Origin of the sequence: Thermogemmatispora tikiterensis, from assembly GCF_003268475.1 — a bacterium.
Taxonomy (GTDB): Bacteria; Chloroflexota; Ktedonobacteria; order Ktedonobacterales; family Ktedonobacteraceae; genus Thermogemmatispora; species Thermogemmatispora tikiterensis.
The window spans coordinates 2148388-2172352 of sequence record NZ_MCIF01000002.1; the positions used below are offsets into that span (position 1 = coordinate 2148388).

The following is a 23965-nucleotide window of genomic DNA, read 5'->3' on the forward strand; positions in this document are numbered from 1 at the left end:
TCCGCTCCGCTACTGGTGGCTTCTCTTATGTATGCCAAGCCAAGAAGAAGAGAGGAAGGATAGTTAATCGTGGAATTGCGAGCTTATTGGGATGTCGTCAGGCGCCGTCTCTGGCTCGTTATACTAGTGATCGTTATTGCCGCTCTCTATGTTGCTTACCAGGGCTATCATCTCTGGAAGACACCCGGCGCTCTGAAAGCTTACCACTCGACGGTGACGATTCAGGTGGGCTTGCAACCGGAGCCTCGCAGCATGATACCTAGCTATATCGAAGATATGCAGGTGGCTGAGTCGCTGGCCGATGCCGTGCCGAGCCTGGTTACTATGCCTGGCTTCGACAAGGCCGTCTCGGACCAGATTAGTCAGGATATGCAGGCGATCCAGGCGCGTTACGGGAATAGCCCTGATCTAGGCGACTGGCAGAATCCGAGCGCGATTGGAGGGGCGCTTTCGGCCAGCCGATCGCATAACCTGGTGACCATCGACGTCAGTTGGCCTACTGCCCCCGGCGCCTGGGCCATTGCCAATGCTGTGGGCGAGGTTCTGACGAGCCATCTGAATACCTATCTCGACTATATCATTGAGGGCACCCCAGGAGCCAGTCCCGGTGCGCAGCAGCTGCAGCCGGCAGCTATTGGGCGCCTGGTCAGTCCCGCCTCCGATCCCAGCCTTGGCGCCGGTTCAGCGGGGAACCGCTTGACGCTTCTGGCCGCGATCATGCTCGTGGCTCTGATCATTGGTCTGGCGCTGGCTTTCCTGGTCGACTACCTGGATGACCGCCTTCGTAGCGCCGAGGAGGTCGTTGAGCTGCTACAGTTGCCGGTATATGGTGAGCTGCCCCGGGCACCACGCTCTGGGGAGCAGCGCGAGCGACGGCGGGTCCCGCCTGCCCCAGTGCCCTGAGCTGCTCACTCAAGCTAGCTCCTGCAGGCAGGCGATCTCTCTCAGTAAGTGTACGAGTAACCATGCTTTGGCAAATTGCTATTGCTCTAACGACCGAGAGGATAGGACAGATAAGGGGGGAGGATGCAAGGTGAGAGCGACAACAATGAACGGCTGGCAGGCAGATCGTTTGGGGTTCGCAGGCCAACAAGCCCAGCAGCCTGACAGCCTGACCTTTTGGCAGCTCGGGAGATTGTATCGTGGGTGAATCACATACACAGATGCAGCCTTTGTTATCGGATTATGATCCTGGTTCAGCCTACGTTGAGGCGGTCTTCTCGCTATTCGCTACCATCCGCCTGAACTGGGAGAGCCAGCAGCGTTCTCTGGCGCTACTGCTGACCAGCCCGTCTCATCCAGAGGAGCAGGCAACAGTGGCAGCTAATTTGGCCATCGCTTCGGCTCAAAGCGGTCTGCCGACGGTGTTGATTGAGGCTCACGTGCGCCACCCCGGACTGGGCCAGCGTTTTGGCCTGAGTCAGGGCCCGGGTCTCTCGGATATACTCTTGCAGGAAGAGACGGTGACTCCACAACAGGTGAGCCGCTACCTGGCGCCAACCTTTGTACCTCACCTCTGGCTGCTGAGCAGCGGTACAGGAGGGATGCCGCACGGGCTGGCTCCTTATGCAGCTCGTTTACCCGAGCTGCTCCGGAGTCTGCGCCGCTTTCTAGAGGAGGGCCAGGGCCAATCAGGCTTGCTGGTGGTGCATGGAGCCCCCGTTCTGGAAGGCGCCGATGCTTCGCTGCTGGGTGCTTACGTTGACCAAACCTTCCTGGTAGTTGTTCTGGGACGCAGTACACGGACGGCCACAAAGAAGGCGAGTGAGCAGCTCCAACGCGCCCGCGCCCGTCTGAGTGGGGTCATTCTCACGCAGGGATGAGTTGCTAGCGCTTTTCCCTGCTTCGCTTCTTGCAAGCGGGTCAGCCTGGCTTGCCTCTCGGGTGGTTCCCCATTCATAATGTCATTAAGAGCAGCGAGTGTGAAAGCCAGTAAGCTCGGGAACAGGTGTCGCCTGCGACAGCGCAGCGCGATCTGCTGCGCACAGTCAAAGAGCGATACCTGTAGACAGAGCTATCGTGATGCAATAGCACATGGCAGGAGGATCGCATGCCAGGACGCAGGGACCGGGATGAAGAGTCTCAGGAGCGCTACGAAGAGGATTTCGCCGAGTTTGAGATGGCCGACGGGGCCAATGGTCACCGCTATCGCCCCCGCCGCCGGTCGGCAGCGTGGAGATCACCTGCCGCCTGGCCCCCTCCTGATGATGTTGATGTCGAGCCAGAGCCTCCTCGCAGACGTAAATGGCGCTGGTGGTGGCTGGCTATCGCCGCCTTGGTCATCTGCGGAATCTGTGGCTTCATGGGAACCTTCGCCGCCGTCAATCTGGGCATCGGTATGAGTCTCAGCAAGGATGCAGCAGTGACCGCCAGTAATTTTCTTGCCGCCCTGGGGACCCAGGATTACGCTCAGGCCTATCGCTATCTTGGTCCCCCGATGACACTCCAACCAGGCGCCCAGAGCACCTTTATTGCCCAAGCCCAACGCTACGACGCTTGCTTTGGCACTGTGGTTGACTATAAACAGGTCGAGGGCACAACCGTTATCCAGGACAACACCTGGAGCTCTACCTACGAGGTCACCCGTAGCAAACTCCAGCGTAGCTATCGCCTGACACTCACACTCCAGGAGGATAGCAATCATCAGTGGAGAATTGTAGACTATCAAAGCGAGGGAGCCGATAATGCCTTGGCTCCTTCTCAGCCGGCCTGCCAATAAGCGGTCGGCTGGCTTTTGATACAAGCAAAAGGCTTCTGGAAAAGAGCGCGTTATGCCCAGCCTGCGAAGCATCTTGTTTCGTCACCTTGTGCGCCTTGGCTCGCTCAGCAATCGCGCAGATGTGAGCATCGCCCAGCTACGAGCAAGCATGGAGAAAGGGGACTGGTTTCTTTCCCTCTCGGTTCCCTGTGGCACAGTGACCGAGCCGGTTTCGGCAGGTGGAGTTCCAGCGGAGTGGGTCTTGCCCCCTGGCAAGCGCCGCCGTGGCACGGTCTTGTTCCTGCATGGAGGGGCATTTGTTATGGGTTCACCACGCAGTCATCGTGGCCTGGTGGCCCGCATTGCGGCAGCAGCGCAGCTGCAGGCACTTGCCATCGACTATCGATTGGCTCCTGAACATCCCTTTCCAGCAGCGCTTGAGGATACGCTGACCGCCTACCGCTGGTTGCTCAGGGAGCATTGCCCGGCCTCAGAGGCTGTTCTGATCGGTGATTCTGCCGGCGGCAATCTTGTCCTGGCGGCCCTGCTAGCCCTGCGAGCCGCTGGCGAAGCTCTGCCAGCTGCGGCGGTCTGCTTATCGCCCGCAACAGCCCTCGATGGCAAGGGCGAGTCGCTGCGCACCCATGCCGGGCGCGACCCAGTTCTGCGTGTCGAGACCGTTGGCCCCCTGGTCGCTGCCTACGTGGGGAACCATGATCCGACGGAGCCGTTGCTTTCCCCGCTCTACGCTGATTTGCACGGCCTGCCGCCATTGCTCCTGCAGGTAGGCAGCGATGAGATTCTCCTCAGCGATGTGGTCGCTTTTGCTGAGCGGGCGCGTCAGGCCGGTGTAGCCGTAGAGCTGGAGATCTGGGAAGGCATGTGGCATGTCTGGCAAATCGGCGCCCCCTGGATGCCCGAGGCCACCCACGCTATCCAGCATATTGGTGCTTTTATCCAGCGCCAGCTTGCCACTCAGGCGCGAGCCGCTTGAGCGAGCAGCCTGATCGGGCAAGGAGGTAACAGCAGGCAAGAGAGAACCGGCCTTGCCCATCCGGGTGAGGAGCCGGCCTTGTTCCTTCTTGCCTGCTGCTGCGCAAAGACCTGTCTCTTACCATTACCAGGGCCTGCCTGACCTGACCCGCGCAGGGATACTGGCAACCCCTGTCTCTCAGGCGGGCCACGCCCGGGCCAGCAACCAGCTTGCTGAGATCGAGGTAGATGATACGGAGTGAGGGAAAGTGGCTGCTTCCTTCCCTTAGTACCAGTTGAGCAGGTTATCTTTCACTGCGCGCGCGATAATCAGGCGCTGAACCTGGCTTGTTCCCTCGACGATCGTGAGCTGGCGCGCATCGCGATAGAAGCGCTCGGTCAGCGACTCATGCATGTAACCCAGGCCTCCCATGATCTGAAGAGCTTTATCGCAGGCTTCAACCGCGGTCTCTGTGGCAAAGGCCTTGGCCATCGAGAGAAAGTGCGCGTGCTCACGATCGGCTTTTCCTTCATCGACCAGTAGTGCAGCCTGGTAGGTGAGAAGGCGCGAGGCTTCGATGTGCATCGCCACCTCGGCAATCATCATTTGAATGGCCTGGTGCTCGATCAGCGGTTGACCGAAGGTCTGACGTTGACGCGCGTAGTCAACAGCATATTGAATAGCGCCCTCGGCGGTACCAACGCCGCGCGCCGCGACGCAAGGACGCACCGAATTGAGATTCCACATGATGAGCTTGAAGCCCTCGTTCTCGCGGCCCACCAGGTTGTGGGCAGGCACACGCGCTTCCTCAAAGATCAGCTCACAGGTGGGAACTCCATGTACGCCCATCTTACGGTCTTCTCTACCAACGCGGAAACCGGGTGTGTCACGATCGACGATGAAGACGCTGAAGCCACGAGAACCAGCCCCGGGATCGGTTTTGGCAGCAACGAGGAAGAAATCGGCGACGCTGGCACCTGAGATGTAGCATTTGGTGCCGGTAAGGATGTATTCGTTCCCTTTCCTTACTGCGCGAGTGGCAATATTGGCCGAGTCGGAGCCGGCCCCTGGCTCGGTCAGGCCGAAGGCGCCGCGCAGCTCTCCGCGCGCAGTCCCAGCACAGTATTTCCTCTTCTGTTCCTCAGTGCCCGCTTTAAGAATGGCGCTGGTGGAGAGGCGCGTCAGGAGAAGGATGAGGGCACAGGCATTGTCGACCTTGGCAATTTCCTCTATCGCCAGCGCTAGCCCAAAGATGCCGGCGCCACTGCCTCCTAATTCTTCAGGGAAGCCCAGGCCCAGCAGGCCAGTTTCCTTATAGACCTGGAAAATATCTTCGGGGTAAATCCCGGTATCATCAAGCTCGGGGGCGCGAGGCGCAACGACTTCCCTGGCGATGCGTCTAGCGGTGTCGCGAATTAATTGCTGCTCTTCAGTCAAGTAGAAATTCATCGTGCGTCGACTCCTTTACTGCAGCCGGAGATCCAGACAGGATGAGCAGAGCAAGGGACTCTGCTATTCCGAAGCGGCAACGAGCGCCACTGCTCCTGCGGCCCATTATATCCCAAGGCCGTCGCCGGGTGCCAGACAGCCAGAGAAACAGAGGGCTAACTTGCCAGATTGGGCAAGACAAGGCTATAATCCCAATGATAAAGGTCGGTAGAGAGAAGGGCCTGACAGGTGCTGCCGTGCACCTGGTATCCAGTCTTCAGTGCCTGGCACCTCGCTATTCAGCACCTAGCCAACCTATTAGGGGAAGGTGGCGCCAGAGGGAGATATGACAAGGTACCCATCGTTTTGGGAGAAGATACCACAACCGATTGTTGGGCTGGCCCCGATGGATGGAGTAACAGACGCGCCATGCCGGACTATGCATGGCCTCTATGGGCGGCCCGATCTTGTGATTACCGAGTTTACCAATGTCGAGGGCCTGTGGCGAGGCAGCGATCGTATCTTTCGCGATTTTCTCTACACGCCCGCTGAGCGGCCCGTGGTCGCGCAGATCTTCGGCAATAATCCGGAGTCCTTCTATCGCGCCGCTCACGTGGTCTGCGAGCTAGGCTTCGACGGCATCGACATCAATATGGGTTGCCCGGCCAAGAGTGTGGCCAGCCGTGGTGGCGGTGCGGCCCTGATCTGTACGCCCGACTTGGCGAAAGAGATCATCCGTGCCACCCAGCGCGGAGTGCGCGACTGGGCTAATGGCCAGACGCTAGAGGATCTGGGAATGGAGCCGGAGCGCATCCAGCGCATCCGGCAGATGAATGAGGAGCGCATCCGCCTCTGGGGAGATCAGCCGCGCAGCGAGCGACGGTTGATCCCAGTCTCGGTGAAGACGCGTCTGGGCTACGCTTCTATCGTTATTAAGGACTGGGTGCAGCATCTGCTAGAGACGGAGCCGTTTGCCATCTCGTTGCACGGGCGGACGCTGGTGCAACACTACAAGGGTGAGGCCAACTGGGAGGCAATCGCTACCGCTGCGGAGATCGTGCGCCAGACGGATACACTGATTCTCGGCAATGGTGACATCCACTCGCTCTACGAGGCGGCCAAGCGCATCCGCGAGACGGGCGTACATGGGGTGCTGATCGGGCGTGCTACCCTGGGCAATCCCTGGATCTTCCGCGATCGCGAGCGCATGAAGAGTCTGCTCAATGCCGGTATTGAGCCAACGGAGGCCGACCTGCCTCCCCCCAACCCGAGCCGGGAGGAGCGCCTGCTGATGGCCCTGGAGCACGCGCGAGTCTATACCCGGCTCAAGGGCGAGGATCATTTCGTCGAGCTGCGCAAGCATATGGGCTGGTACCTGGGCCATTTCCCGGGTGCCAAGTATGTCCGCAATGCCCTGGTGCGCGTCAATAGCCTGGCGGAGGTGGAGGCTATCATCTACCAGGCTCTGGAGAATCCGCAAGCCTTCTCAGGGTATAGCGCTGAGGAGGAGACCGTCGAAGAGGCAGTTCCCACACTCGACCTGAGCTGCGCCTGCTAAGCCAGCCCTGGGTGAAGCCTCTGTCTTTCTCACCCAGGGCCAGGTTACTGAAGATAGTCAGTGGGATCAGGGACGCCAGCCAGCTGGAAGGCTTCTTTGCGTTCGTTACAGGTACCGCAGGTGCCGCAGTGTTTCTCGCCCCCCTTGTAGCAGCTCCAGGTTTCAACGAAGGGAACGCCGAGCGCCGCACCGAGGCAGACAATCTGCTCTTTTTTGAGGTGGGCAAAGGGCGCTTCCAGATGCAGGCGCGGGTGCCCATGCCCCTCGACCGCCAGGCGCTCCATCGCACCAAAAGCCTCGATAAAGGCTGGGCGGCAGTCAGGATAGATAAAGTGGTCGCCAGCATGAGCGGCAAAAGCTACCACTTCCGCCTCTTCGGCCACGGCGATACCATAGGCAATGGCAAGCATGATGGCATTCCGATTGGGTACGACTGTGATGGCCATGTTCGCAGCAGCATAGTGCCCATCAGGAACAGCCACGCTTTCATCGGTTAGTGCCGAGCCTTTGAAGTGTTGGCCAAGCTGGCGCAGATCGAGGAGAGAAAAAGCCGCCTCTAGACGCTGGGCGCAGCGCTCGGCAAAGAACAGCTCTTTGCGATGACGCTGGCCATAGTCAAAAGAGAGCAGATGGAGCTGATACCCTTGGGCATGGAGTAGATGGGCCAGAGTGACACTATCAAGCCCCCCACTGACAACAGCGATCGCTTTGGGACGAGACATGCTTGCTTCTCCTTCCAGTTGTTCACCCTCACACTGGCCAGGTCAGGTGAGTCGGGTGCGTGTGATCAGGGCACTTCCAGCCGGAGCTTGTTGGGCGACCACCCCAACGAGAGATGATAGCGGCTGCCACCTACCTGATAGAGCAGAAGTCACCGGGATAGATGCGCGATGGCGACTGCTCTTGATATTGTACGCAGACGCGCACAGCCTGTGAAGATCTGAAGGCAGGCAGACGGGTGTTCATGGAGTAAACGCTAAGAAAGGATGAGTCCGTTGCGAGTATCGTTCTGGTTCGTAACCATCGCGTCATTATTTGTCACCTGCTTGATTACTGCTAATATTATTGCCGTCAAGATCATCGCCCTGGCGGGCTTGCTCGTGCCCGCGGGCATCATTGTCTTTCCGTTGAGTTATCTATTCGGCGATGTCTTGACAGAAGTCTATGGCTATGCGGCTGCGCGGCGCGTTATCTGGCTTGGCTTCGCCTGCAATCTACTGGCAGTGGTCGCTATTTTTGTGGGAGGGCTGGCCCCCGCCGCTTCTTTCTGGAAGCTGCAGGCCGCCTACAACGCCATTCTCGGCTTCACGCCGCGCTTACTGCTTGGCTCCTTCGTGGCCTATCTCTGCGGCGAGTTTGCCAATTCTTTCGTCCTGGCTAAGCTCAAGATTCTGACAAAGGGGCGCTGGCTCTGGACGCGGACCATCGGCTCGACGCTCGTAGGGGAGGGACTGGATACGCTGATTTTTATTACGATCGCCTTCTGGGGCGTGATCCCAGCTGCCGAGCTGTTGACGGCGATGCTCACGCAGTGGCTTTTCAAGGTTGGCTATGAGGTGGTGGCAACGCCGCTGACCTATGCAGTCGTCAATTTCCTCAAGAAGCATGAGCAGATCGATACATTCGATTACAATACCAATTTCAGTCCAATTCTGCTCTCGCGCTGACTGAGCCAACAGTGACAGGTTAGGTCAGGGCTCTGGCCAGCGAGAGAGGCTCTCTCTTCTGCCTCCCTTCCCGGCCCGCCAGGCCCCCTCGGGGGTCCACCGGTCGCCGGGAAGGTGGGCAACTGGTCGCGCCTCTCTCGCACGGGAGCTGGAGCTGATTACAGGCTGCTCCCCGTCATGTGACGCCGATATTCAGGACGGGGACCGCTATAGTTGGGAGCGGCATACTCGGCGAAGATAATCGTCTTGATATTGCCTCGCACATTGAAGTCCCCAGCCACACGCATCCAGCGCGGTTCAAGCAGGGTCACCAGATCGTTCAAAATGGTGTTGGTGGCGGCCTCATGGCTGATCTGTCGATCACGATAGCCGTTGATATAGAGCTTGAGGCTCTTCAGCTCAACTACCGAGCGGTCAGGGACATAATCGATAACGATCGTAGCGAAATCCGGGAAGCCCGAGCGCGGACAGAGACAGGTAAACTCGGGAATCTCCAGGTGAACGACGTAGTCACGCTCGGGGTTCGGATTAGGCCAGGCTTCCAGGCGATTGGTGGCAATCTCATCCAACCCGTAGCGCCCCGGCACACGCGTCTGTTGCTGCTCTTCGCTCATACGAGAATGACCTCCGATTCTTCAATCAGAACAAGGAAAGCTAGCAGGCCAGAGCAAGCTGGCTTGAGGTAGAGTCGCGAGCAAGAAGAGAGCAGAGACAGGCGAGGCTGTCCCTGCTCTGCTCTACTAAGCAATAGGCTACTTGAACTGCAACTTCGAATGAAGTTCGCAAGAGAATCCTAGCATATCCACGATACGGAGTCCAGGGATACCAGACAGCTCACCACTATGAGGAGGAGACCTTTATTGCTTCGTCTCAGAGCGAGCAGTCTAGCTCTTCTCCCTTCCTCTCTCAGCATTGTCCGTCTGCCATAGCAGTATCTGGGGAAGGGATTGCTTTCCCCCTTATAGCTGACGCCCCTCCTGCCGACAAGAGATATTGTAGAGGTATGTATCCCTATCGATTATTGCTGATTTATGTCCACAGGCCCCTGCTTGCCTCCCTCCGTCTCAGCACCCTGCCAACGCCAACGCGGTCTGGGAGAGGAAGCAGTGGGTCTCTTCTACCTGGTGCGCTTATTTTTGTAGGACATGGTTAACAAGGCCAGATCAATGAAACATGTGTATGAAACATATACCCCTGCTGCTCGCCTGGCCCTGCACTACGCACGCGAAGAGGCCAGCAAACGGCATCGCAGGTTAATTGGCAACGAGCAACTGCTGCTGGGCATCTTGCGCCTCAACGACCCCCTCATCGGGCAACTCCTGACCTCCTTCATGCTGCGGCCTCCCCTGCTCCGCCACATGATTGAGGCGTTGGACAGACCGCGCAAGCGTGTCCAGGCGTCCCGTCAGACGCTTTCTCCGGCGACGCGGATGGCCTTACGTGCCGCAGCTCTCCACGCCAGGAGACTAGGAGCACCTTCCATTGCGCCAGAGCATCTGCTCCTGGGCCTCCTCAGCGTCCAGGATCGCCAGGCCGCTTTACTGCTGGGCCTGCTGGAGGGTTTTGGCATCACCTGCGCCAGCGTACGTGCTCGCTTGCTGGCCCTGGCCACATCTGGCTCATTGCCCGACCAGGCCATCTTCACGCCTGCGCAGGCCGGTGAGCCAGGAGCGCAAGGTAGCTCTGCCTCCGATCTTCCTTCAGGCTCGTCAGCCAGCAGAGCCAGTGACCTCCAATCGAGTTACCGTGAGCGCTATGAGCGTACCCCGGAACTGAACAGTGTTAGCCACGATCTGACGCTGGCGGCACTAGAGGGGCGCCTGGACCCCCTGATTGGACGCGAAGCTGAACTGACGCGCACAATTCAGATCCTGCTGCGCTATACCAAAAACAACCCGCTGCTGCTCGGGCCAGCGGGTAGCGGCAAGACGGCCATTGTCGAGGGACTGGCCGCTCGCATTGCCGCCGGCAGCGTGCCAGAATGTCTGCGGGGCAAACGAGTTGTTGCCCTCGACATCGGCCTGCTGATAGCCGGTACACGTTACCGCGGTGACCTGGAGGAGCGTGTACAAGGTATCGTGGCAGAAATCAAGAGTGCCAGTGACGTTCTCCTGTTTATCGATGAGATTCATATGCTCATCGGCGCCGGCGGCCCAGCCAGCGCCCCGAACGTGGCCAACCTGCTCAAGCCTCTGCTGGCCCGGGGGCACCTGCAATGCATCGGAGCCACAACCTTTGAGGAGTACACCCGCCACTTCGAGCAGGACGCAGCATTAGCCAGGCGCTTCCAGCCCGTCTTTATCGCTGAACCGGATGCCGTCGAGACGCTGGCGATCCTGCAGGCCCTGCGCCCGCGCTATGAAGCCTTCCATCGCGTCATCATCAGCGACGAGGCATTGAAGGCAGCAGTGCGCCTCTCAGGGCGCTACCTTGCCGGGCGCACTCAGCCCGACAAGGCGATTGACCTGATCGACGAAGCTGCCGCCACGCTGCACATGCGCCAGGCCCTGCCGCCCCCAGCTCTGCGCCAGCTCCACGAGGAGTTAGCCAGCCTGCGAGCGAAACGAGAGGCCGCTATACGTCAACAGCACTTCTCCACGGCTCTAGAGCTACGCCGACAAGAGCAGCAGCTCCTGCGTCGTGCTTTGGCCATCGAGAGTGAGTGGTTGATGCAGAGGTTGTCAGGTACTGTAGCATCGAACGCAGCTACTCCAGCCGCGCGTCCGCGCGTTGACGAGAGAGCTGTGGCCACGGTGGTAGCGCAGTGGACAGGACTGCAGGTGACCTTTCCAGGCGGCGCAGAGGCCCAGTATTTGCTCTCCCTGGAACATCTGCTCCAGCAACGAGTCGCCGGTCAGGAAGAAGCCATCACTACCGTCGCCCGGGCCGTGCGTCGCGCGCGCAGCAACCTGCGTGATCCGCGCCGGCCCGCAGCCTCATTCCTCTTCGTTGGCCCCAGCGGCGTCGGAAAGAGCCATCTGGCAACAGCCCTGGCCGAGGTCCTGACAGGAGACGAACGCGCCTTAATTGCACTGGATATGGCCGCCTTCACGGAGCGCCAGCAGGTACAGCGCTTGCTCGGCAGCCCACCGGGCTATCAGGGCTATAAGGAGTCTGGCCTCCTGAGCGAGGCCCTCCGCCAGCGGCCTGCCAGTATTGTTCTCTTCGAGGGCCTGGAAAAGGCCCACCCAGCCTTGTTCGACCTGCTCCTGCAGGTCCTGGAAGATGGGCACCTGAGCGATGGCCAGGGCCGGCTGGTGAACTTCCGCGAGGCCATTATCATCCTCACTACCAATCTGCCTACCTCCCCAGATCAAGCAGCTGTCCTCGGCTTCGGGAGCGGCCTGCCCCAGAGTGGGCTGTCGCCAATACGCCGGTGGAAGCAGCTCCTCACCCAGCTTCAGCACAGCTTCCGGCCAGAGCTGCTCAACCGACTCGACGCCATTATCCCTTTCCACCCCCTCAAGAGAGAGCATCTAGGCCAGATTGTTGATCAATTGCTGGGCACTAGCTGCCAGCGGCTGGCCCAACTCGGTATCAACCTGCAAATCAGCCCAGCCGCACGCGACTACCTGCTCAGTCGCGGTCAGCGGCAGCTGCTCATCGAGGGTGCCCGTCCGCTGCGGCGGCTTGTGCGTCACGAGGTGGAAGACCGTCTCAGTGAGGCGCTGTTGCGAGGCGAGATCGGCAGGGGTGACCACCTTTTCCTGGTCCCCGACGGCGAGAGCAGCTATCTGCGCCTGGAACGGCTGTCCCAGGCCAGGAGCAGGGGCCAATCGCCATCGATAGAGCCGCCTCCTTCCTCATCCTCGACAGACAGCTCCCCAGGCTCAGTAGCCCGATCCTGGTCGGAGGTACCTGGCCACAGCGCAGCCTGATCATCTAAAGAGAAGCAGCATCACCTTCCTCATCAGAGGCCCGCCGTGGAAGAGAGCACTGGCAGTCAGGACCCGGCACCATCCCGCTCAAACGCTATAGTCTCCACGGCGGGCACCCCTCTATACTCTTCATCCCCGTCGCTCGCGGCAAGAGCTTCCCTGCGGAGCCACTCCAGGTGCTCCCGGCAGAGTGGCGTCCCTATCTCTTTAACAGAGTCTTCCTATCCTTTCGGCAAACTTTAACCGCCGCTTAAAGGCACTTAACCCCCCCTTAAAGGGCCATTAAAGCGATAACTGTACAATTCGGGTGGTGCGGAAAAGAGCCAGGGCACGCCCGAACGGAACAGTGGCCCGGCTAAGGCCGGCAGCGCGGCCTGTCCGCCGACTAGCTTATCTATTTTCCGCTGCCGTCGCGCCACGGCAGCGTCACTGAGGAGGGGAAACCAGCGCTATGACACCATTCACACCTTCACTCCGCCACCGAGGGCGCCCGCGACTGAGATATCTCGGTGCCCTCCTGCTGCTGGGCTTGCTAGCTTTACTGGCAGCCTGCGGCAACAGCTCCAGCGGAGGCACGACTACAGGCAGCGGCAGCACCTGCCCTTCGACCAAGCAGCTTACGGGCGCTGGATCGACGTTTGACAATCCTTTATTCTCAAAAATGTTCCAGGAGTATCCCAAAGTCCAGTGTGGTATCAACGTAAACTATCAGGCGGTAGGAAGTGGAGCTGGTATTAATAACCTGTTACAGCACATTGTCGATTTCGGTGCCACTGATGCGCCTATGACCAACGATCAGCTGAACAAGAGCACCAGTGGACCGATCTTGCACATCCCGATTACCATTGGAGCGGTGGCCATCTCCTATAACCTCAGCGGAGTCAGCCAGCTCAAGCTGACAGGGCCGATTCTGGCCGCCATTTACGAAGGCAAGATTACCACCTGGGACGACCCGCAGATCAAGGCCATTAACGGCGGCCTCAACCTCCCCCATAAGAACATCACCGTCGTCCACCGTTCTGACGGCAGTGGCACCACCAGTATCTTCACGCACTACCTCTCGGCAGTCAGTCCAGACTGGCAGAGCAAGGTCGGGGCTGGTACCACCGTTAACTGGCCCACGGGTGTCGGAGCCAAAGGAAGCTCCGGCGTCGCCGGGCAGGTCAAGAACACCGATGGGGCCATTGGCTACGTTGAGCTGTCCTACGTTCTTGCCAACAATATTCCCTACGCCCTGCTCCAGAACGCTGCTGGTAAGTTTGTTGCGCCCTCACTTGACAGCGCCAAAGCCGACGCCGAGAGCTTCAGCAATATCCCGGCAGATCTGCGCTTCTATATCGTCAATGGCAGCGGCGACAACGCCTATCCAATCACCGGCTTCTCATGGGTCGTAGTCTACCAGAACCAGAGCAACAGCGATAAGGGCCAGGCCCTGGCGCGCCTGCTCTGGTGGATGGTGCATGACGGACAGCAGTATGCACAGCCGCTCAACTATGTGCCACTGCCAGACACCATCGTCAGCAAGGACGAGGCCCAGATCAAGGCCATGCGTTGCGGCAGCAGCGCTTGCTACAGCGGCTCCTGAAGAGGGCGTCAGCGAGTTAACGAGAAAGATCAGCCAGGCAAGCACAGGCAGGGAGCTGTATCCTACAAAGATCAGCCCCTGCCTCATCACCTAGGGAGTAGAGAGCCAGGGGAGAGTGCATGAGCCAGGAGAGAGTCAGCCTTAGCAAAGCACGTCAGCAGTGGATAGGCTGGCAACGGATATTGCGCGTTCAGCGGCCCGGGGACCTGTTCTTCCGCGGCATTACCCTGCTGTTCGTTCTGATCGTTCTCGGGCTGGTTGCGGGCACAGCCTGGATTCTCATCAGCAATTCACTGCCCACCATCAGACGTTTCGGCTTTAGCTTCCTGACTAACAAAGCCTTTGATCCAGTTCACGACGTCTACGGGGTCTTGCCAGCCATCTTTGGCACCCTGATGACCTCAGCTTTTGCCCTCATCTTCGCCGTACCACTGGGGCTGGGAGCTGCCATCTTCCTTGTTGACTTCTGCCCACGCTCGCTGCGGCTCGTTCTAGCCTTTCTGATTGACCTGCTGGCCGCCATCCCGAGCGTCATCTATGGCCTCTGGGGCTTTCTCGTACTCGCTCCCTGGCTGCACAATGCCGGCGAGCCCTGGCTCCAGCAACACTTGGGCTTCCTGCCGCTATTCGCAGGGCAACCGGAGGGCGTCGGCTACCTTGGGGCCGGCATCGTCTTGACAATGATGATCCTGCCCCTCATCATCTCAGTCTCACGCGAAGTAATGCTGGTGACCCCCATCGCTCAACGCGAGGCTCTGCTCGCGCTCGGAGCCACTCGCTGGGAAGTCATTCGCCACGCCGTGCTACCTTTTGCACGCGTGGGCATTCTGGGCGGTGTCATTCTGGCCCTGGGGCGAGCCCTTGGCGAGACGATGGCCGTCACCATGATCATCGGTAACCAGGCCAATGAGCCAAGCCTCAGCCTCTTCACGCCCGGCTATACCCTGGCCAGCGTCATTGCTAACCAGTTTGGCGAAGCGACGCCCGGCCTCTTCCTCTCGGCCATTATCGAAGCCGGTCTCATCCTCTTCATCATCACCTTGATCACCAATATCCTGGCGCGCTGGTTGATCGCCAGTCTCCAGCGCCAGGCCCAAGGAAGCAGAGGAGGGCGCCCATGAGCGTGCCTATGCCAGCATCTTCTTCATCAACCCTGCCGTCAGGGGAGAGCCGTCTTCACCCATTCCTGGCTACACGCTCCTCCCTGAACCTACGGCGGCGCCTGGTGAACGCCCTGATCGTTCTTTTCACCACCCTGGCGGCTCTTTTCGCCGCCGGACTACTGATCTATCTGCTCTGCTACGTGTTGAGCCAGGGTCTGCGCTACATCAACCTCGACTTCTTTACGCAACTCCCGACCCCGAACGGCGAGCCGGGGGGAGGCATGGGCGAAGCCTTTCAGGGTAGTCTGATCCTGATCGCTCTGGCCTCGCTGATGGGAGTACCGCTGGGACTTTTCACTGGCATCTACCTGGCTGAATTCGGACGCGGATCTTTCGCCCAGGGAGTGCGCTTCCTGGTCGACGTCCTCAACGGCATCCCGACCATCATCTTTGGCCTCCTGGCCTGGGTTCTGATCGTCATCCCTATGCAAAGCTTCTCGGGTCTGGCCGGCGGTTTCGCCCTCGGCATGATCATGATTCCCATCGTGACACGTACCTCGGAGGACGTGCTGCGCCTGGTACCGCGCGAGCTACGCGAGGCCTCGCTAGCACTAGGAGCCACGGAGGCGCGCACAATCTTGCAGATAGTGCTTCCCGCGGCGCGCAACGGGATCATCACAGGCGTGGTGCTAGCCATGGCACGCGTGGCTGGAGAGACGGCGCCTCTGCTGATGACCGCCTTCGGGACGACTTTCTGGAATACCGATGTCACCCAGCCGATGGATGCTCTGCCACTGCGCATCTTCCAGTTCACCCTCAGCCCTTATCAACAACAGGTCAATCAAGCTTACGCAGGTGCCTTCGTGCTCATCGTCCTGATCCTCCTCGCCTCCCTGGCTGTGCGCCTGGCCACAGGCGGCTTCAAACAACGATGAGCAGCAAGGTTCAGGCCGGTAGGAGGACAAGAAGGAAGGAAGTTCGCCTATGGATCAGGCAATCGTAGAGCAGACAAGCAGGAGCGTGTCAAGGCCGGCGGGGATGGCGCTCAGCATTGAGCAGCTCAATGCCTGGTACGGACGTAAGCAGGCCCTCTTTGATATCAACCTGACGGTGCCCCCACTGAGCGTCACCGCTCTGATCGGGCCATCCGGCTGCGGCAAATCGACGCTCGTGCGCTGCCTCAACCGTCTCCATGAGACCCTCCCCGGCGCCCGCGTTGAGGGCAGGGTGATCGCCAATGGCCTCGATATCTATGGGCGCGGCATTCGCCCGATGAACGTCAGGCGCCACATCGGCATGGTCTTCCAACAGCCCAATCCACTGCCGACACGCAGCATCTTCGAGAACGTGGCTATCGGGCCACGGCTCAATCTAGGGCTGCGCGGATCGAGGCTGAAGGAACTGGTCGAGCGCAGCCTCCAGCAGGCCGCGCTCTGGGAGGAGGTCAAAGACCGCCTGCATAGCCCGGCCACCAGCCTCTCAGGCGGGCAACAACAACGTCTGTGCATCGCCCGCGCCCTGGCCCTGGAGCCAGAGGTTCTGCTCATGGACGAGCCATGCTCGGCCCTTGACCCTATCTCCACCCTCCAGGTGGAGGAGTTGATCACCTATCTTAAGCGACAGTACACCATTGTGGTCGTCACCCATAACATGCAACAGGCCGCACGTATCGCGGACCGCACAGCCTTCTTCTTGCAGGGCCACCTTGTCGAAGAGGGAGAGACTCAACAGCTCTTCACTCACCCGCGCAAGAAAGAGACTGAAGACTACATTAGTGGACGTTTCGGCTAGTCGAGTTAGTCAGGATAACTCAGCTACAAGAGAGGGGATTACTGTGAAGGATACCGCAGCAGAGAGCAAGAATACGGTGAGCACCACCGGTAACACCTTCCCAGAGGGCGTCAGCATCTTCTCACGGAAAGTGGCCCGTAGCGGCCACATTTCCTACGAAGGGCGCCCGTACTTTATCAGCAAAGCCCTCGCCGGGCGCTACATTCGTCTCATCGTGACGAACAATCGTCTGATCGTAGATACCGCTATTCCTCTTCATAAGGAGTATCAGCTTCTCTAGCTGATGCGGCTGCGAGGAAAGGCAATGGAGAGCAATATGAGTGGGCCATACTCGCGGTTGCCAGCGACGGAGGGGCGTCTCGCCAGCCAGCGATCCGAGACGCCCCCTGTCGACCTTCGGCTAAACCATGCCCTTGGGGCTGCTGAGCCAGGTCAGCCGCTGGACCAGAACGCCGGGGTTGCGATTGAGGTCAGGCACCTTAATTTCTACTACGGGACGCGCCAGGTTCTCTTCGATATCTCGCTACCGATTCGCCAGCGGCAGATCACAGCCCTGATCGGGCCATCTGGCTGCGGGAAATCCACCTTTCTGCGTACACTCAATCGCATGAACGATCTTATTCCCGAGACGCGTATCGAGGGAGAAGCGATCTTTGACGGCGAGAATATCTATGACCCGGCCATCGATGTCATCCGCCTCCGTCAGCGCATTGGCATGGTTTTCCAGCGTCCTAATCCTTTCCCAAAGTCGATCTTTGAAAACATCGCCTATGGCCTGCGCATCCAGAGAAAGCCACACCGGCAGATTCAGGAGGAGGTCGAGCGTAGCCTGCGAGCCGCGGCGCTCTGGGACGAAGTCAAGGACCGCCTGAAAGCTTCCGCTCTCGGTCTCTCGGGCGGACAGCAGCAGCGGCTCTGCATCGCCCGCGCCCTGGCACTACACCCCGAGGTGCTCCTGCTTGATGAACCATGCTCGGCGCTCGATCCCATCGCCACGCTCAAGATCGAGGAGTTGCTGCTCTCGATCAGCAAGGAATACACCATTGTCATTGTGACCCATAATATGTCTCAAGCTGCACGCATTTCCCAATATACCGGTTTCTTCCTTAACGGCAGATTAATTGAATATGGGCCAACCGCCGAGCTGTTCAAGCGACCGCGGCAGCGAGAGACAGAGGACTACATCAGCGGGCGCTTCAGTTAAGGATGAGAGCGTCACTATGATCAGAGGACAACGCGAGAAGATACTGGTGGTCGATGACGAAGAGGTCCTTGTTGAGGCCATTGCCTACAGCCTGGAGCAGGAGGGCTACCAGGTGCTTACGGCCCTTGACGGCAGAGCTGCTCTGGAGCTGGCACGGCGCGAGCGACCGCAGCTAATTATTCTGGATATCATGCTGCCAGAGATCGACGGTCTGGAGGTTTGCCGGCAGCTCCGACGGGAGCCGGCTACAGCTACTACGCCGATTATGCTCCTGACAGCGCGCGGGGAAGAGATTGATAGGGTTGTGGGCCTTGAAGTTGGGGCCGACGATTATGTGACCAAACCCTTCGGGCGTCGCGAACTGCTGGCGCGCGTGCGTGCTTTATTGCGCCGTGCCGCCTATCCCGTTACGCAGGCGCCTCCCGAAGGGGGCAGCATGACGCCAGAGGCCACTGTCCAGTCGCGGCGCAGTGCCCGGGAGCTGATTGCCGGCCCCGTACGCATCGACCTGCCTGGGCGACGGGTCTGGTGTCGCGATCAGGAGATCGAAATGCAGCCGAAGCAATTCGATCTCCTGGTCTATCTTGTGCGCAATCGCGGAACGGTGCTGACCCGTGATCAACTCTTACACCACGTCTGGGGTTACGACTACGCCGGCGACACCCGCACCGTCGACGTTCACATCCGCTGGTTGCGTGAGAAATTAGAAGAAGATCCGGCTTCCCCCAAGCTGATTCAGACCGTGCGCGGCGTGGGCTACGTCTTCCGCTAGCCCAGACAGCCGGCGCTCAGCGCTCTCCCCCTTCCTCACCCAGACTCGAGGGGAGAGCGGCCTCCAGTAGCTCCCCTTAGAAAAAGCACTCGGCGCGCAGCACGGTGACCGCCTGGCCGCTGAGAAAGACTCGCTCTCCCGCCAGGCGCACACGCACCAGACCGCCACGAGCAGAAGCCTGGTAACCTGTCAAAGCGGGACGTCCGAGGCGGCTACACCAGAAAGGAGCCAGCGTACAGTGAGCAGAACCGGTGACCGGGTCTTCGTTCACTCCAACAGCAGGGCCAAAGAAGCGCGAGACGAAATCATAGTCCTGGCCGCTGGCACGGCTGGTTACGATGAAGCCCCGCGCGGGAATGGTCAGCAGGCGAGTCAGGTCCGGCTGGAGAGCACGCACCGCTTCCTCGCTCTCCAGCTCAATCAGATAATCGAACTGGTTCCTGGCAACCAGGCGCGGGGTTAGGCCCAGGGCTTCGCTCAAGCCCGGCGGCGGGGTCGTAGCTGTGGCCGGCGTCGCCGGGAAATCCATCTCGATCCAGCCATCCAGACGACGAGCGGTCAGCAGGCCGCTGCGCGTATAGAAACGAGCCAGATCATCTGGCCGCAACAGCTCCTCTTCCCAGAGGACGTGAGCGCTGGCCAGGGTAGCATGGCCACAGAGATCGACTTCTACTGTCGGCGTGAACCAGCGCAGGCGATAGCCATCCCCTTCTGGGAGCAGGAAAGCCGTTTCCGAGAGATTCATCTCGCGCGCGACGAGCTGCATCCAGCGCTCGTCACGCGCCTCTGCTAACAAGCAAACTGCCGCCGGATTACCGGCAAAAGGACGATCAGTAAAAGCATCGACCTGGACAATGCGCTGTCCCATCTCAGTCTCCTCCATATCAAGCAGCAAGCACAGGACAGCACCCTCGCAGCCAGGGCCGCGAGAGGCCGTCTTCATTGTAGCACTTGATTGACCCTTGACAGAGGGGGAACCGCGCAGTATCCTCTCTACAGAGAGTGCTGTTGTCACCGATTTTGTATCGAAGAGTCTGACTTGATGGAACTGTTACTACGACGTTCAGGCTTGCAGCTCCTGGTTCTTCTGCTCGCACTGGTAGGCATAGGGGATGCGATCTACCTGACTATCGTGCATTATCAAGATGCGCCGCTGGTCTGTCCTGCCTCGGGCGCTATTGACTGCGCGCATGTGCTCAGCAGCAGCTACGCGGTGGTGCCCGGGACAACGCTTCCTATCTCGCTGCCTGGCCTGGGCTGGTGCCTGATCCTGGCTGGGCTGGCGCTGATGAGCCTGCTGCGCCCTACAGAGCCTGCCTGGCTTCGCCCCGCTCAGTTCCTTTGGTCGCTGGCCGGTATGGTCACTGTGCTCTACCTGGTCTACGTCGAGCTGGTCCGCCTGCATGCCATTTGTCTCTGGTGTACCGTTCTTCATGTCTTGATCCTGATCGCTTTCCTGATCAGCCTGGCCAGGTGGCTGGAACCGGAGCCAGAGATGGAGGCAGGAGCACTCCAGCCCTCTTCTTCCGCTCCGCCCACAACCCTTGCTCGCTCACGCCCGCGCTCTTCTCGGGCTGGTCGCTAGATAGATACATATCTCTGTATCTGAGCGCAGGAGCTGCGGAGAAGGAGAGACAGCAGTCAGCCTCCGGCCAGGCCGAGGCTCCTGACTGATCGGCAGGGTGAGCGCCAGTTTCTCTGTCGTGAGAGGGTTGTTGCCCCCTCCCTGTTGGAAAGAAGCGTCTCTCCCGTGGGTAAGGGCCGCTGAGCCAAGGAGCAGGCGGGGGGATGAGCCTCTTCCTTGCCAGGAATGGAGGCGTCAGGCAAAGCCAGTTTTCCATCCAGTTCCTGGAAGGGGAGAGAAGCCATGAAGCAGCGTTGGCAGTTGGGGCTTCTGCTCGTACCACTCGCGGCGGCGCTCCTACTGGTTGGTGTGCTGGTCCTCATCCACCAGCTAGGTCCCAGCCTGGCCTCCAGACGCCCGCCAACTCCGCGCGTCCAACTGGTCCGCAGCCCTAACAGCGCCTACAAGTATCATCTTTGCGCCGAAGCCTATGCCTATCTGCGCGCCACCCCTGACAATCCCTACAAGACAGACTTTACCTTCCAAGATCCTTTTCGCAACGCGCAGGATACAATTATTCCGCATTTTGTGGCCATCGACGCTTATGACCACAGCCTCAGCTTCAGTGTTACCGTTATCCTGCGCCAGCTGGCCACCGTCGAGGCCACCATCTCACATATTCATGAGCTGGATGGCATTAGCGTCCAGCTCCCCGATCGAGCGAATCAGCTGCAGGAACCGAGCGTTCCCCAGTTCGTTGTGGTGGCGATCGCCGAGCCTGGCAACGTCGCGGTTCTCGACTATACCTGCCCTCAACAATGGCATTGGTCAGCGGTCGGCGCGCGCCGGTCTTAAGCTGCTCGGAAGAGGTTGTCGTCAAAAGCCGCTTGACAAAACGAGCCAGATACAGTACAATCCAGATGACGCAGGCGCGATAGCATCTCAGCGCTTTACCAGACGCTGGCGCGCAGCAGTCATTGGGCCTCGTTCGTCTAGCGGACTAGGACGCCGCTCTTTCAAGGCGGAGATCACGGGTTCGAATCCCGTACGAGGTATCAGCGCAATCGTGGGAAGAGCCTGGCAGACCTGTCTGTGTTTCTGGTTTGCCAGGCTCTTTGCTTTTGGCTGGCCTTGTTGTTCCTTCCGCTCGCCCTGCCATATTCTTCCATCCTGGCAGGCGTGGGCCAAGACAGAGCAAAGGAAGAGGGCCTATGATCAGTGTAGAGGAAGCGCAGGAACGTATGCTGGCCACGATTCAACCGCTGCCAGCTATCACCATTGCTCTGGCGGAAGCCGCGGGACTGGTCCTCGCTGAGGACGTTGTCGCCAAGGAAGATCTTCCGCCCTTCGCCAATTCGGCAATGGACGGCTACGCCCTGCGCAGCGTAGACACGCGTATGGAGCATGGGCGTCCGGCCCGTCTGCGCGTCATCGGGACGATCGCCGCGGGCTATGTGACAGAGCAGGCTATCGAGCCAGGCACCGCCATGCGCATCATGACTGGTGCTCCGTTACCGCGCGGGGCCGATGCTGTGATCCAGATCGAGCTGACGCGCAGCGATCCCACCGATAGCAGCTGGGTCGAAATCCTCCAGGAGGTAGCACCGGGGAATAATATTCGCGCCGCTGGTGAAGACATCCGCCGCGGACAGCGTGTGCTGAGCCAGGGAAGTGAGATCGGCCCGTGGGAGATCGGTGTCCTGGCCACTGTGGGACAGGCCCGCGTGAAGGTGATTCGTCGCCCGCGGGTCGCGATTGTCAGCACGGGAGACGAGATTATCGACGTGGGGGAGCCATTGCAACCGGGCAAGATTCGCAACAGCAACGGTTATCTGCTGGAGGCAGCAGTGCGCCGCGCCGGGGCCGAGCCTCAGCGCCTGGGAGTGGCACGCGATACCGAGGAGAGCCTGCGCCAGGTCTTCAGTCAGGCCATGCAACACGATCTCATCATTACCTCTGGCGGCGTCTCTGTTGGCGAGTTCGACCTGGTCAAGCGCATCATGAATGAGCAGGGGGTCATCGACTTTTGGCAAATCAATATGCGACCTGGCAAGCCGCTGGCCTTCGGGCGCATTGGACAGGTCCCCCTGCTAGGGCTACCAGGCAATCCTGTCTCAGCCGCGGTGACCTTCGAGCTATTCGGGCGCCCGCTGATCCGTAAGCTGCTGGGGCACCGCCGCCTGTACCGTCCCCTGGTAGAGGTCACGGTCGAGGACGGCGTCAGCGAGCGCACGCCGCGTCGTCATTACGTACGTGCGCAGGTACGTCGGGAGCAGGGCCGCTTTGTAGCACGCACCACCGGTCATCAGGGATCACATATTACCACCTCGCTGCTCAACGCCAACGCCCTGGTGATCGTTCCAGAAGGGGGCAAGATTCTCAAGCCGGGAGAGACGGCGCAAGCCATCATGCTCGATTGGCCGGAGGAATAGAGGAATAGCTGAGCTGACAGCAGCCGCCATCGAGAGAGCGCTATGCGGTCGGAGGAGCATGGGCCTCTCCGTGGGACGTCGGTGCTCTAACGGTGCTGCCGTCCTCTCCCAGTGCCAACCCGTGTCAGGCGATAGCGCAACTGGTCGCGCGAGAGGCCCAGCAGGGCTGCCGCCCGCACCTGGTTATAGTTACAGCGTTCCAGGGCCTCACAGACAAAACGCTGCTCGATCTCAGCGAGAAACTCCTCTAAATTAATCCCTTCGGGGGGGAGATGGAGCTGCTCTTTGAGTTCCAGCAAGCGCTGTAGGGCACTACTACAGGCAGACTGCAAATAGGCAGGGAGGTGCTCAACGCGGATCTCATCGCCTTCACACATAATCTGGCCATGCTGGACGACGCTGCGTAGCTCGCGCACATTACCGGGCCAGCTGTAGCGTTCCAAGAGGGCCAGAGCCTCGGGACTGAGACGGCGCGGACGGCCTTCTTCCCCCAGCTGCTGACGTAAAAAGTACTCAACCAGCGGGGCGATATCTTCAGGATGTTCGCGCAGAGGGGGAATATGAATGGTGAAGACCTTTAGGCGATAGAAGAGATCCTCGCGGAATTCCTTCCGGGCCACAGCCGTTGCCAGATCGACGTTCGAGGCAGAGATCACGCGCAGGCGGACCTGAATCTCAGTGGTACCACCAACGCGGCGGAAGGAGCGCGTTTCCAAGAAGCGTAAGAGCTTGGATTGGAGCACGAGGGGCATCGAAGCGATCTCATCAAGAAAGAGCGTGCCGCCATCGGCCCGCGCCAGATAGCCGTCGCGCGTCACCCGAGCATCGGTGTAGGCGCCAGCTTCCACGCCGAACAGTTCTGTCTCTAACAAGGTTTCGGGAATGGCCGCACAATTAATGGCCACAAACTGGCGAGCGGAACCGCCGCTGAGGGCATGGATAGCGTAAGCGATGACTTCCTTACCAGTACCGCTCTCCCCCTGTAGCAGGACTGTCGTGGTTGGGAAAGCTGCCACCTGGCGAATGAGCGTCGCGATCTGACGCATTGGCTGGCTACGTCCAATGACCAGGCCACAACGCTCCAACTCGATCAGGAGCGCCTCATCCTCATGCGCTTCAGGCGAGCTTGCAGCGGGCTGAGAGCTATAACGCGGTCCTGAACCCTGCGACATCGTCCCCACCCTTCCTTCCATTCCAGTTCAGCTCACAAGGAGGCCGCCATTTCGGCTTGCCCGGGAGGGAGCCAGCGGCCTACGGAATTACCATGACCAGGCGAACAGGAGCGGCCTCCCTACCGGTGAGGCCCCTCTGC

Annotated in this window: 22 protein-coding genes and 1 tRNA gene; 18 read left to right on the forward strand and 5 right to left on the reverse strand. The window is 59.8% G+C overall.

Annotated elements, in window-relative coordinates; all coding sequences use genetic code 11:
- Nucleotides 1-69 precede the first annotated feature (69 nt).
- The 4 genes from A4R35_RS08555 (at nucleotide 70) to A4R35_RS08570 (ending at nucleotide 3692) form a co-directional block, all read left to right on the forward strand.
- On the forward strand, nucleotides 70-903 hold the full coding sequence (locus tag A4R35_RS08555) for a YveK family protein (RefSeq protein ID WP_112428413.1): 834 nt from the start codon (nucleotides 70-72) through the stop codon (nucleotides 901-903).
- Between the two features lie 239 nt (nucleotides 904-1142).
- Complete coding sequence (locus tag A4R35_RS08560; protein ID WP_146747148.1) at nucleotides 1143-1823, forward strand: CpsD/CapB family tyrosine-protein kinase; 681 nt, start codon at nucleotides 1143-1145, stop codon at nucleotides 1821-1823.
- 227 nt (nucleotides 1824-2050) lie between these two features.
- Nucleotides 2051-2719, forward strand: coding sequence for a hypothetical protein (locus A4R35_RS08565; protein WP_112428417.1), 669 nt, complete (start codon nucleotides 2051-2053; stop codon nucleotides 2717-2719).
- Nucleotides 2720-2771: 52 nt separating this feature from the next.
- Entirely contained in the window at nucleotides 2772-3692 is a 921-nt protein-coding gene (locus tag A4R35_RS08570) for an alpha/beta hydrolase (protein WP_112428419.1), read from the forward strand.
- 264 nt (nucleotides 3693-3956) lie between these two features.
- Here A4R35_RS08570 and A4R35_RS08575 read toward each other — a convergent pair whose 3' ends face one another.
- Nucleotides 3957-5120, reverse strand: coding sequence for an acyl-CoA dehydrogenase family protein (locus A4R35_RS08575; protein ID WP_112428421.1), 1164 nt, complete (start codon nucleotides 5118-5120; stop codon nucleotides 3957-3959).
- A gap of 325 nt (nucleotides 5121-5445) precedes the next feature.
- Between A4R35_RS08575 and A4R35_RS08580 the strand changes: the two genes are divergently transcribed.
- Entirely contained in the window at nucleotides 5446-6657 is a 1212-nt protein-coding gene (locus tag A4R35_RS08580) for a tRNA dihydrouridine synthase (protein ID WP_112428423.1), read from the forward strand.
- A 44-nt stretch (nucleotides 6658-6701) separates the two neighbouring features.
- Here the strand turns inward: A4R35_RS08580 and queC are convergent, their stop codons facing one another.
- The gene (gene queC, locus A4R35_RS08585) at nucleotides 6702-7379 is read right to left on the reverse strand and encodes a 7-cyano-7-deazaguanine synthase QueC (protein WP_112428425.1); all 678 of its coding nucleotides are present in this window, start codon (nucleotides 7377-7379) and stop codon (nucleotides 6702-6704) included.
- A gap of 273 nt (nucleotides 7380-7652) precedes the next feature.
- Here queC and A4R35_RS08590 point away from each other — a divergent pair, with 273 nt between their 5' ends.
- Nucleotides 7653-8324 (forward strand): queuosine precursor transporter, encoded by a 672-nt coding sequence (locus tag A4R35_RS08590; RefSeq protein ID WP_223258256.1) that lies wholly within the window; start codon nucleotides 7653-7655, stop codon nucleotides 8322-8324.
- Nucleotides 8325-8482: 158 nt separating this feature from the next.
- Here A4R35_RS08590 and queF read toward each other — a convergent pair whose 3' ends face one another.
- A complete protein-coding gene (gene queF, locus A4R35_RS08595; RefSeq protein ID WP_112428429.1) occupies nucleotides 8483-8938 on the reverse strand; it encodes a preQ(1) synthase in 456 nt (151 codons plus the stop codon).
- A 552-nt stretch (nucleotides 8939-9490) separates the two neighbouring features.
- On the opposite strand from queF, the gene A4R35_RS08600 reads away from it, so the two are divergent.
- The 8 genes from A4R35_RS08600 to A4R35_RS08635 all read left to right on the forward strand — a co-directional run bounded on the left by A4R35_RS08600 (nucleotide 9491) and on the right by A4R35_RS08635 (nucleotide 18657).
- Entirely contained in the window at nucleotides 9491-12202 is a 2712-nt protein-coding gene (locus A4R35_RS08600; RefSeq protein ID WP_189361554.1) for an ATP-dependent Clp protease ATP-binding subunit, read from the forward strand.
- Between the two features lie 451 nt (nucleotides 12203-12653).
- Complete coding sequence (gene pstS, locus A4R35_RS08605) at nucleotides 12654-13787, forward strand: phosphate ABC transporter substrate-binding protein PstS (RefSeq protein WP_112428433.1); 1134 nt, start codon at nucleotides 12654-12656, stop codon at nucleotides 13785-13787.
- Between the two features lie 119 nt (nucleotides 13788-13906).
- A complete protein-coding gene (pstC, locus tag A4R35_RS08610) occupies nucleotides 13907-14908 on the forward strand; it encodes a phosphate ABC transporter permease subunit PstC (protein WP_112428436.1) in 1002 nt (333 codons plus the stop codon).
- On the forward strand, nucleotides 14905-15825 hold the full coding sequence (gene pstA, locus A4R35_RS08615; RefSeq protein WP_223258257.1) for a phosphate ABC transporter permease PstA: 921 nt from the start codon (nucleotides 14905-14907) through the stop codon (nucleotides 15823-15825). Before pstC ends, pstA begins: the two co-directional genes overlap by 4 nt.
- Nucleotides 15826-15928: 103 nt before the next feature.
- The gene (gene pstB / locus A4R35_RS08620) at nucleotides 15929-16681 is read left to right on the forward strand and encodes a phosphate ABC transporter ATP-binding protein PstB (protein ID WP_112428438.1); all 753 of its coding nucleotides are present in this window, start codon (nucleotides 15929-15931) and stop codon (nucleotides 16679-16681) included.
- A gap of 43 nt (nucleotides 16682-16724) precedes the next feature.
- Nucleotides 16725-16961, forward strand: coding sequence for a hypothetical protein (locus tag A4R35_RS08625; RefSeq protein ID WP_223258258.1), 237 nt, complete (start codon nucleotides 16725-16727; stop codon nucleotides 16959-16961).
- A gap of 24 nt (nucleotides 16962-16985) precedes the next feature.
- Nucleotides 16986-17885: a phosphate ABC transporter ATP-binding protein PstB gene (gene pstB, locus A4R35_RS08630; protein WP_223258259.1), complete on the forward strand. Its 900-nt coding sequence runs from the start codon at nucleotides 16986-16988 to the stop codon at nucleotides 17883-17885.
- Between the two features lie 16 nt (nucleotides 17886-17901).
- Nucleotides 17902-18657: a response regulator transcription factor gene (locus tag A4R35_RS08635; protein ID WP_112428440.1), complete on the forward strand. Its 756-nt coding sequence runs from the start codon at nucleotides 17902-17904 to the stop codon at nucleotides 18655-18657.
- Between the two features lie 76 nt (nucleotides 18658-18733).
- On the opposite strand, the gene A4R35_RS08640 is transcribed toward A4R35_RS08635, so the two are convergent.
- A complete protein-coding gene (locus tag A4R35_RS08640) occupies nucleotides 18734-19525 on the reverse strand; it encodes a PhzF family phenazine biosynthesis protein (RefSeq protein ID WP_112434105.1) in 792 nt (263 codons plus the stop codon).
- 174 nt (nucleotides 19526-19699) lie between these two features.
- On the opposite strand from A4R35_RS08640, the gene A4R35_RS08645 reads away from it, so the two are divergent.
- The 4 genes from A4R35_RS08645 to A4R35_RS08660 all read left to right on the forward strand — a co-directional run bounded on the left by A4R35_RS08645 (nucleotide 19700) and on the right by A4R35_RS08660 (nucleotide 22653).
- Nucleotides 19700-20242 carry a vitamin K epoxide reductase family protein gene (locus tag A4R35_RS08645; protein ID WP_112428442.1) on the forward strand — a complete coding sequence of 181 codons (543 nt, stop codon included), beginning with the start codon at nucleotides 19700-19702 and terminating at the stop codon, nucleotides 20240-20242.
- Between the two features lie 282 nt (nucleotides 20243-20524).
- Nucleotides 20525-21076 carry a hypothetical protein gene (locus tag A4R35_RS08650; protein ID WP_146747149.1) on the forward strand — a complete coding sequence of 184 codons (552 nt, stop codon included), beginning with the start codon at nucleotides 20525-20527 and terminating at the stop codon, nucleotides 21074-21076.
- 126 nt (nucleotides 21077-21202) lie between these two features.
- Nucleotides 21203-21276, forward strand: a tRNA-Glu gene (locus tag A4R35_RS08655).
- 156 nt (nucleotides 21277-21432) lie between these two features.
- Nucleotides 21433-22653 carry a molybdopterin molybdotransferase MoeA gene (locus tag A4R35_RS08660; RefSeq protein WP_112428446.1) on the forward strand — a complete coding sequence of 407 codons (1221 nt, stop codon included), beginning with the start codon at nucleotides 21433-21435 and terminating at the stop codon, nucleotides 22651-22653.
- Between the two features lie 86 nt (nucleotides 22654-22739).
- Here the strand turns inward: A4R35_RS08660 and A4R35_RS08665 are convergent, their stop codons facing one another.
- Nucleotides 22740-23825 (reverse strand): sigma-54 interaction domain-containing protein, encoded by a 1086-nt coding sequence (locus tag A4R35_RS08665; RefSeq protein ID WP_189361556.1) that lies wholly within the window; start codon nucleotides 23823-23825, stop codon nucleotides 22740-22742.
- Nucleotides 23826-23965: the final 140 nt, after the last annotated feature.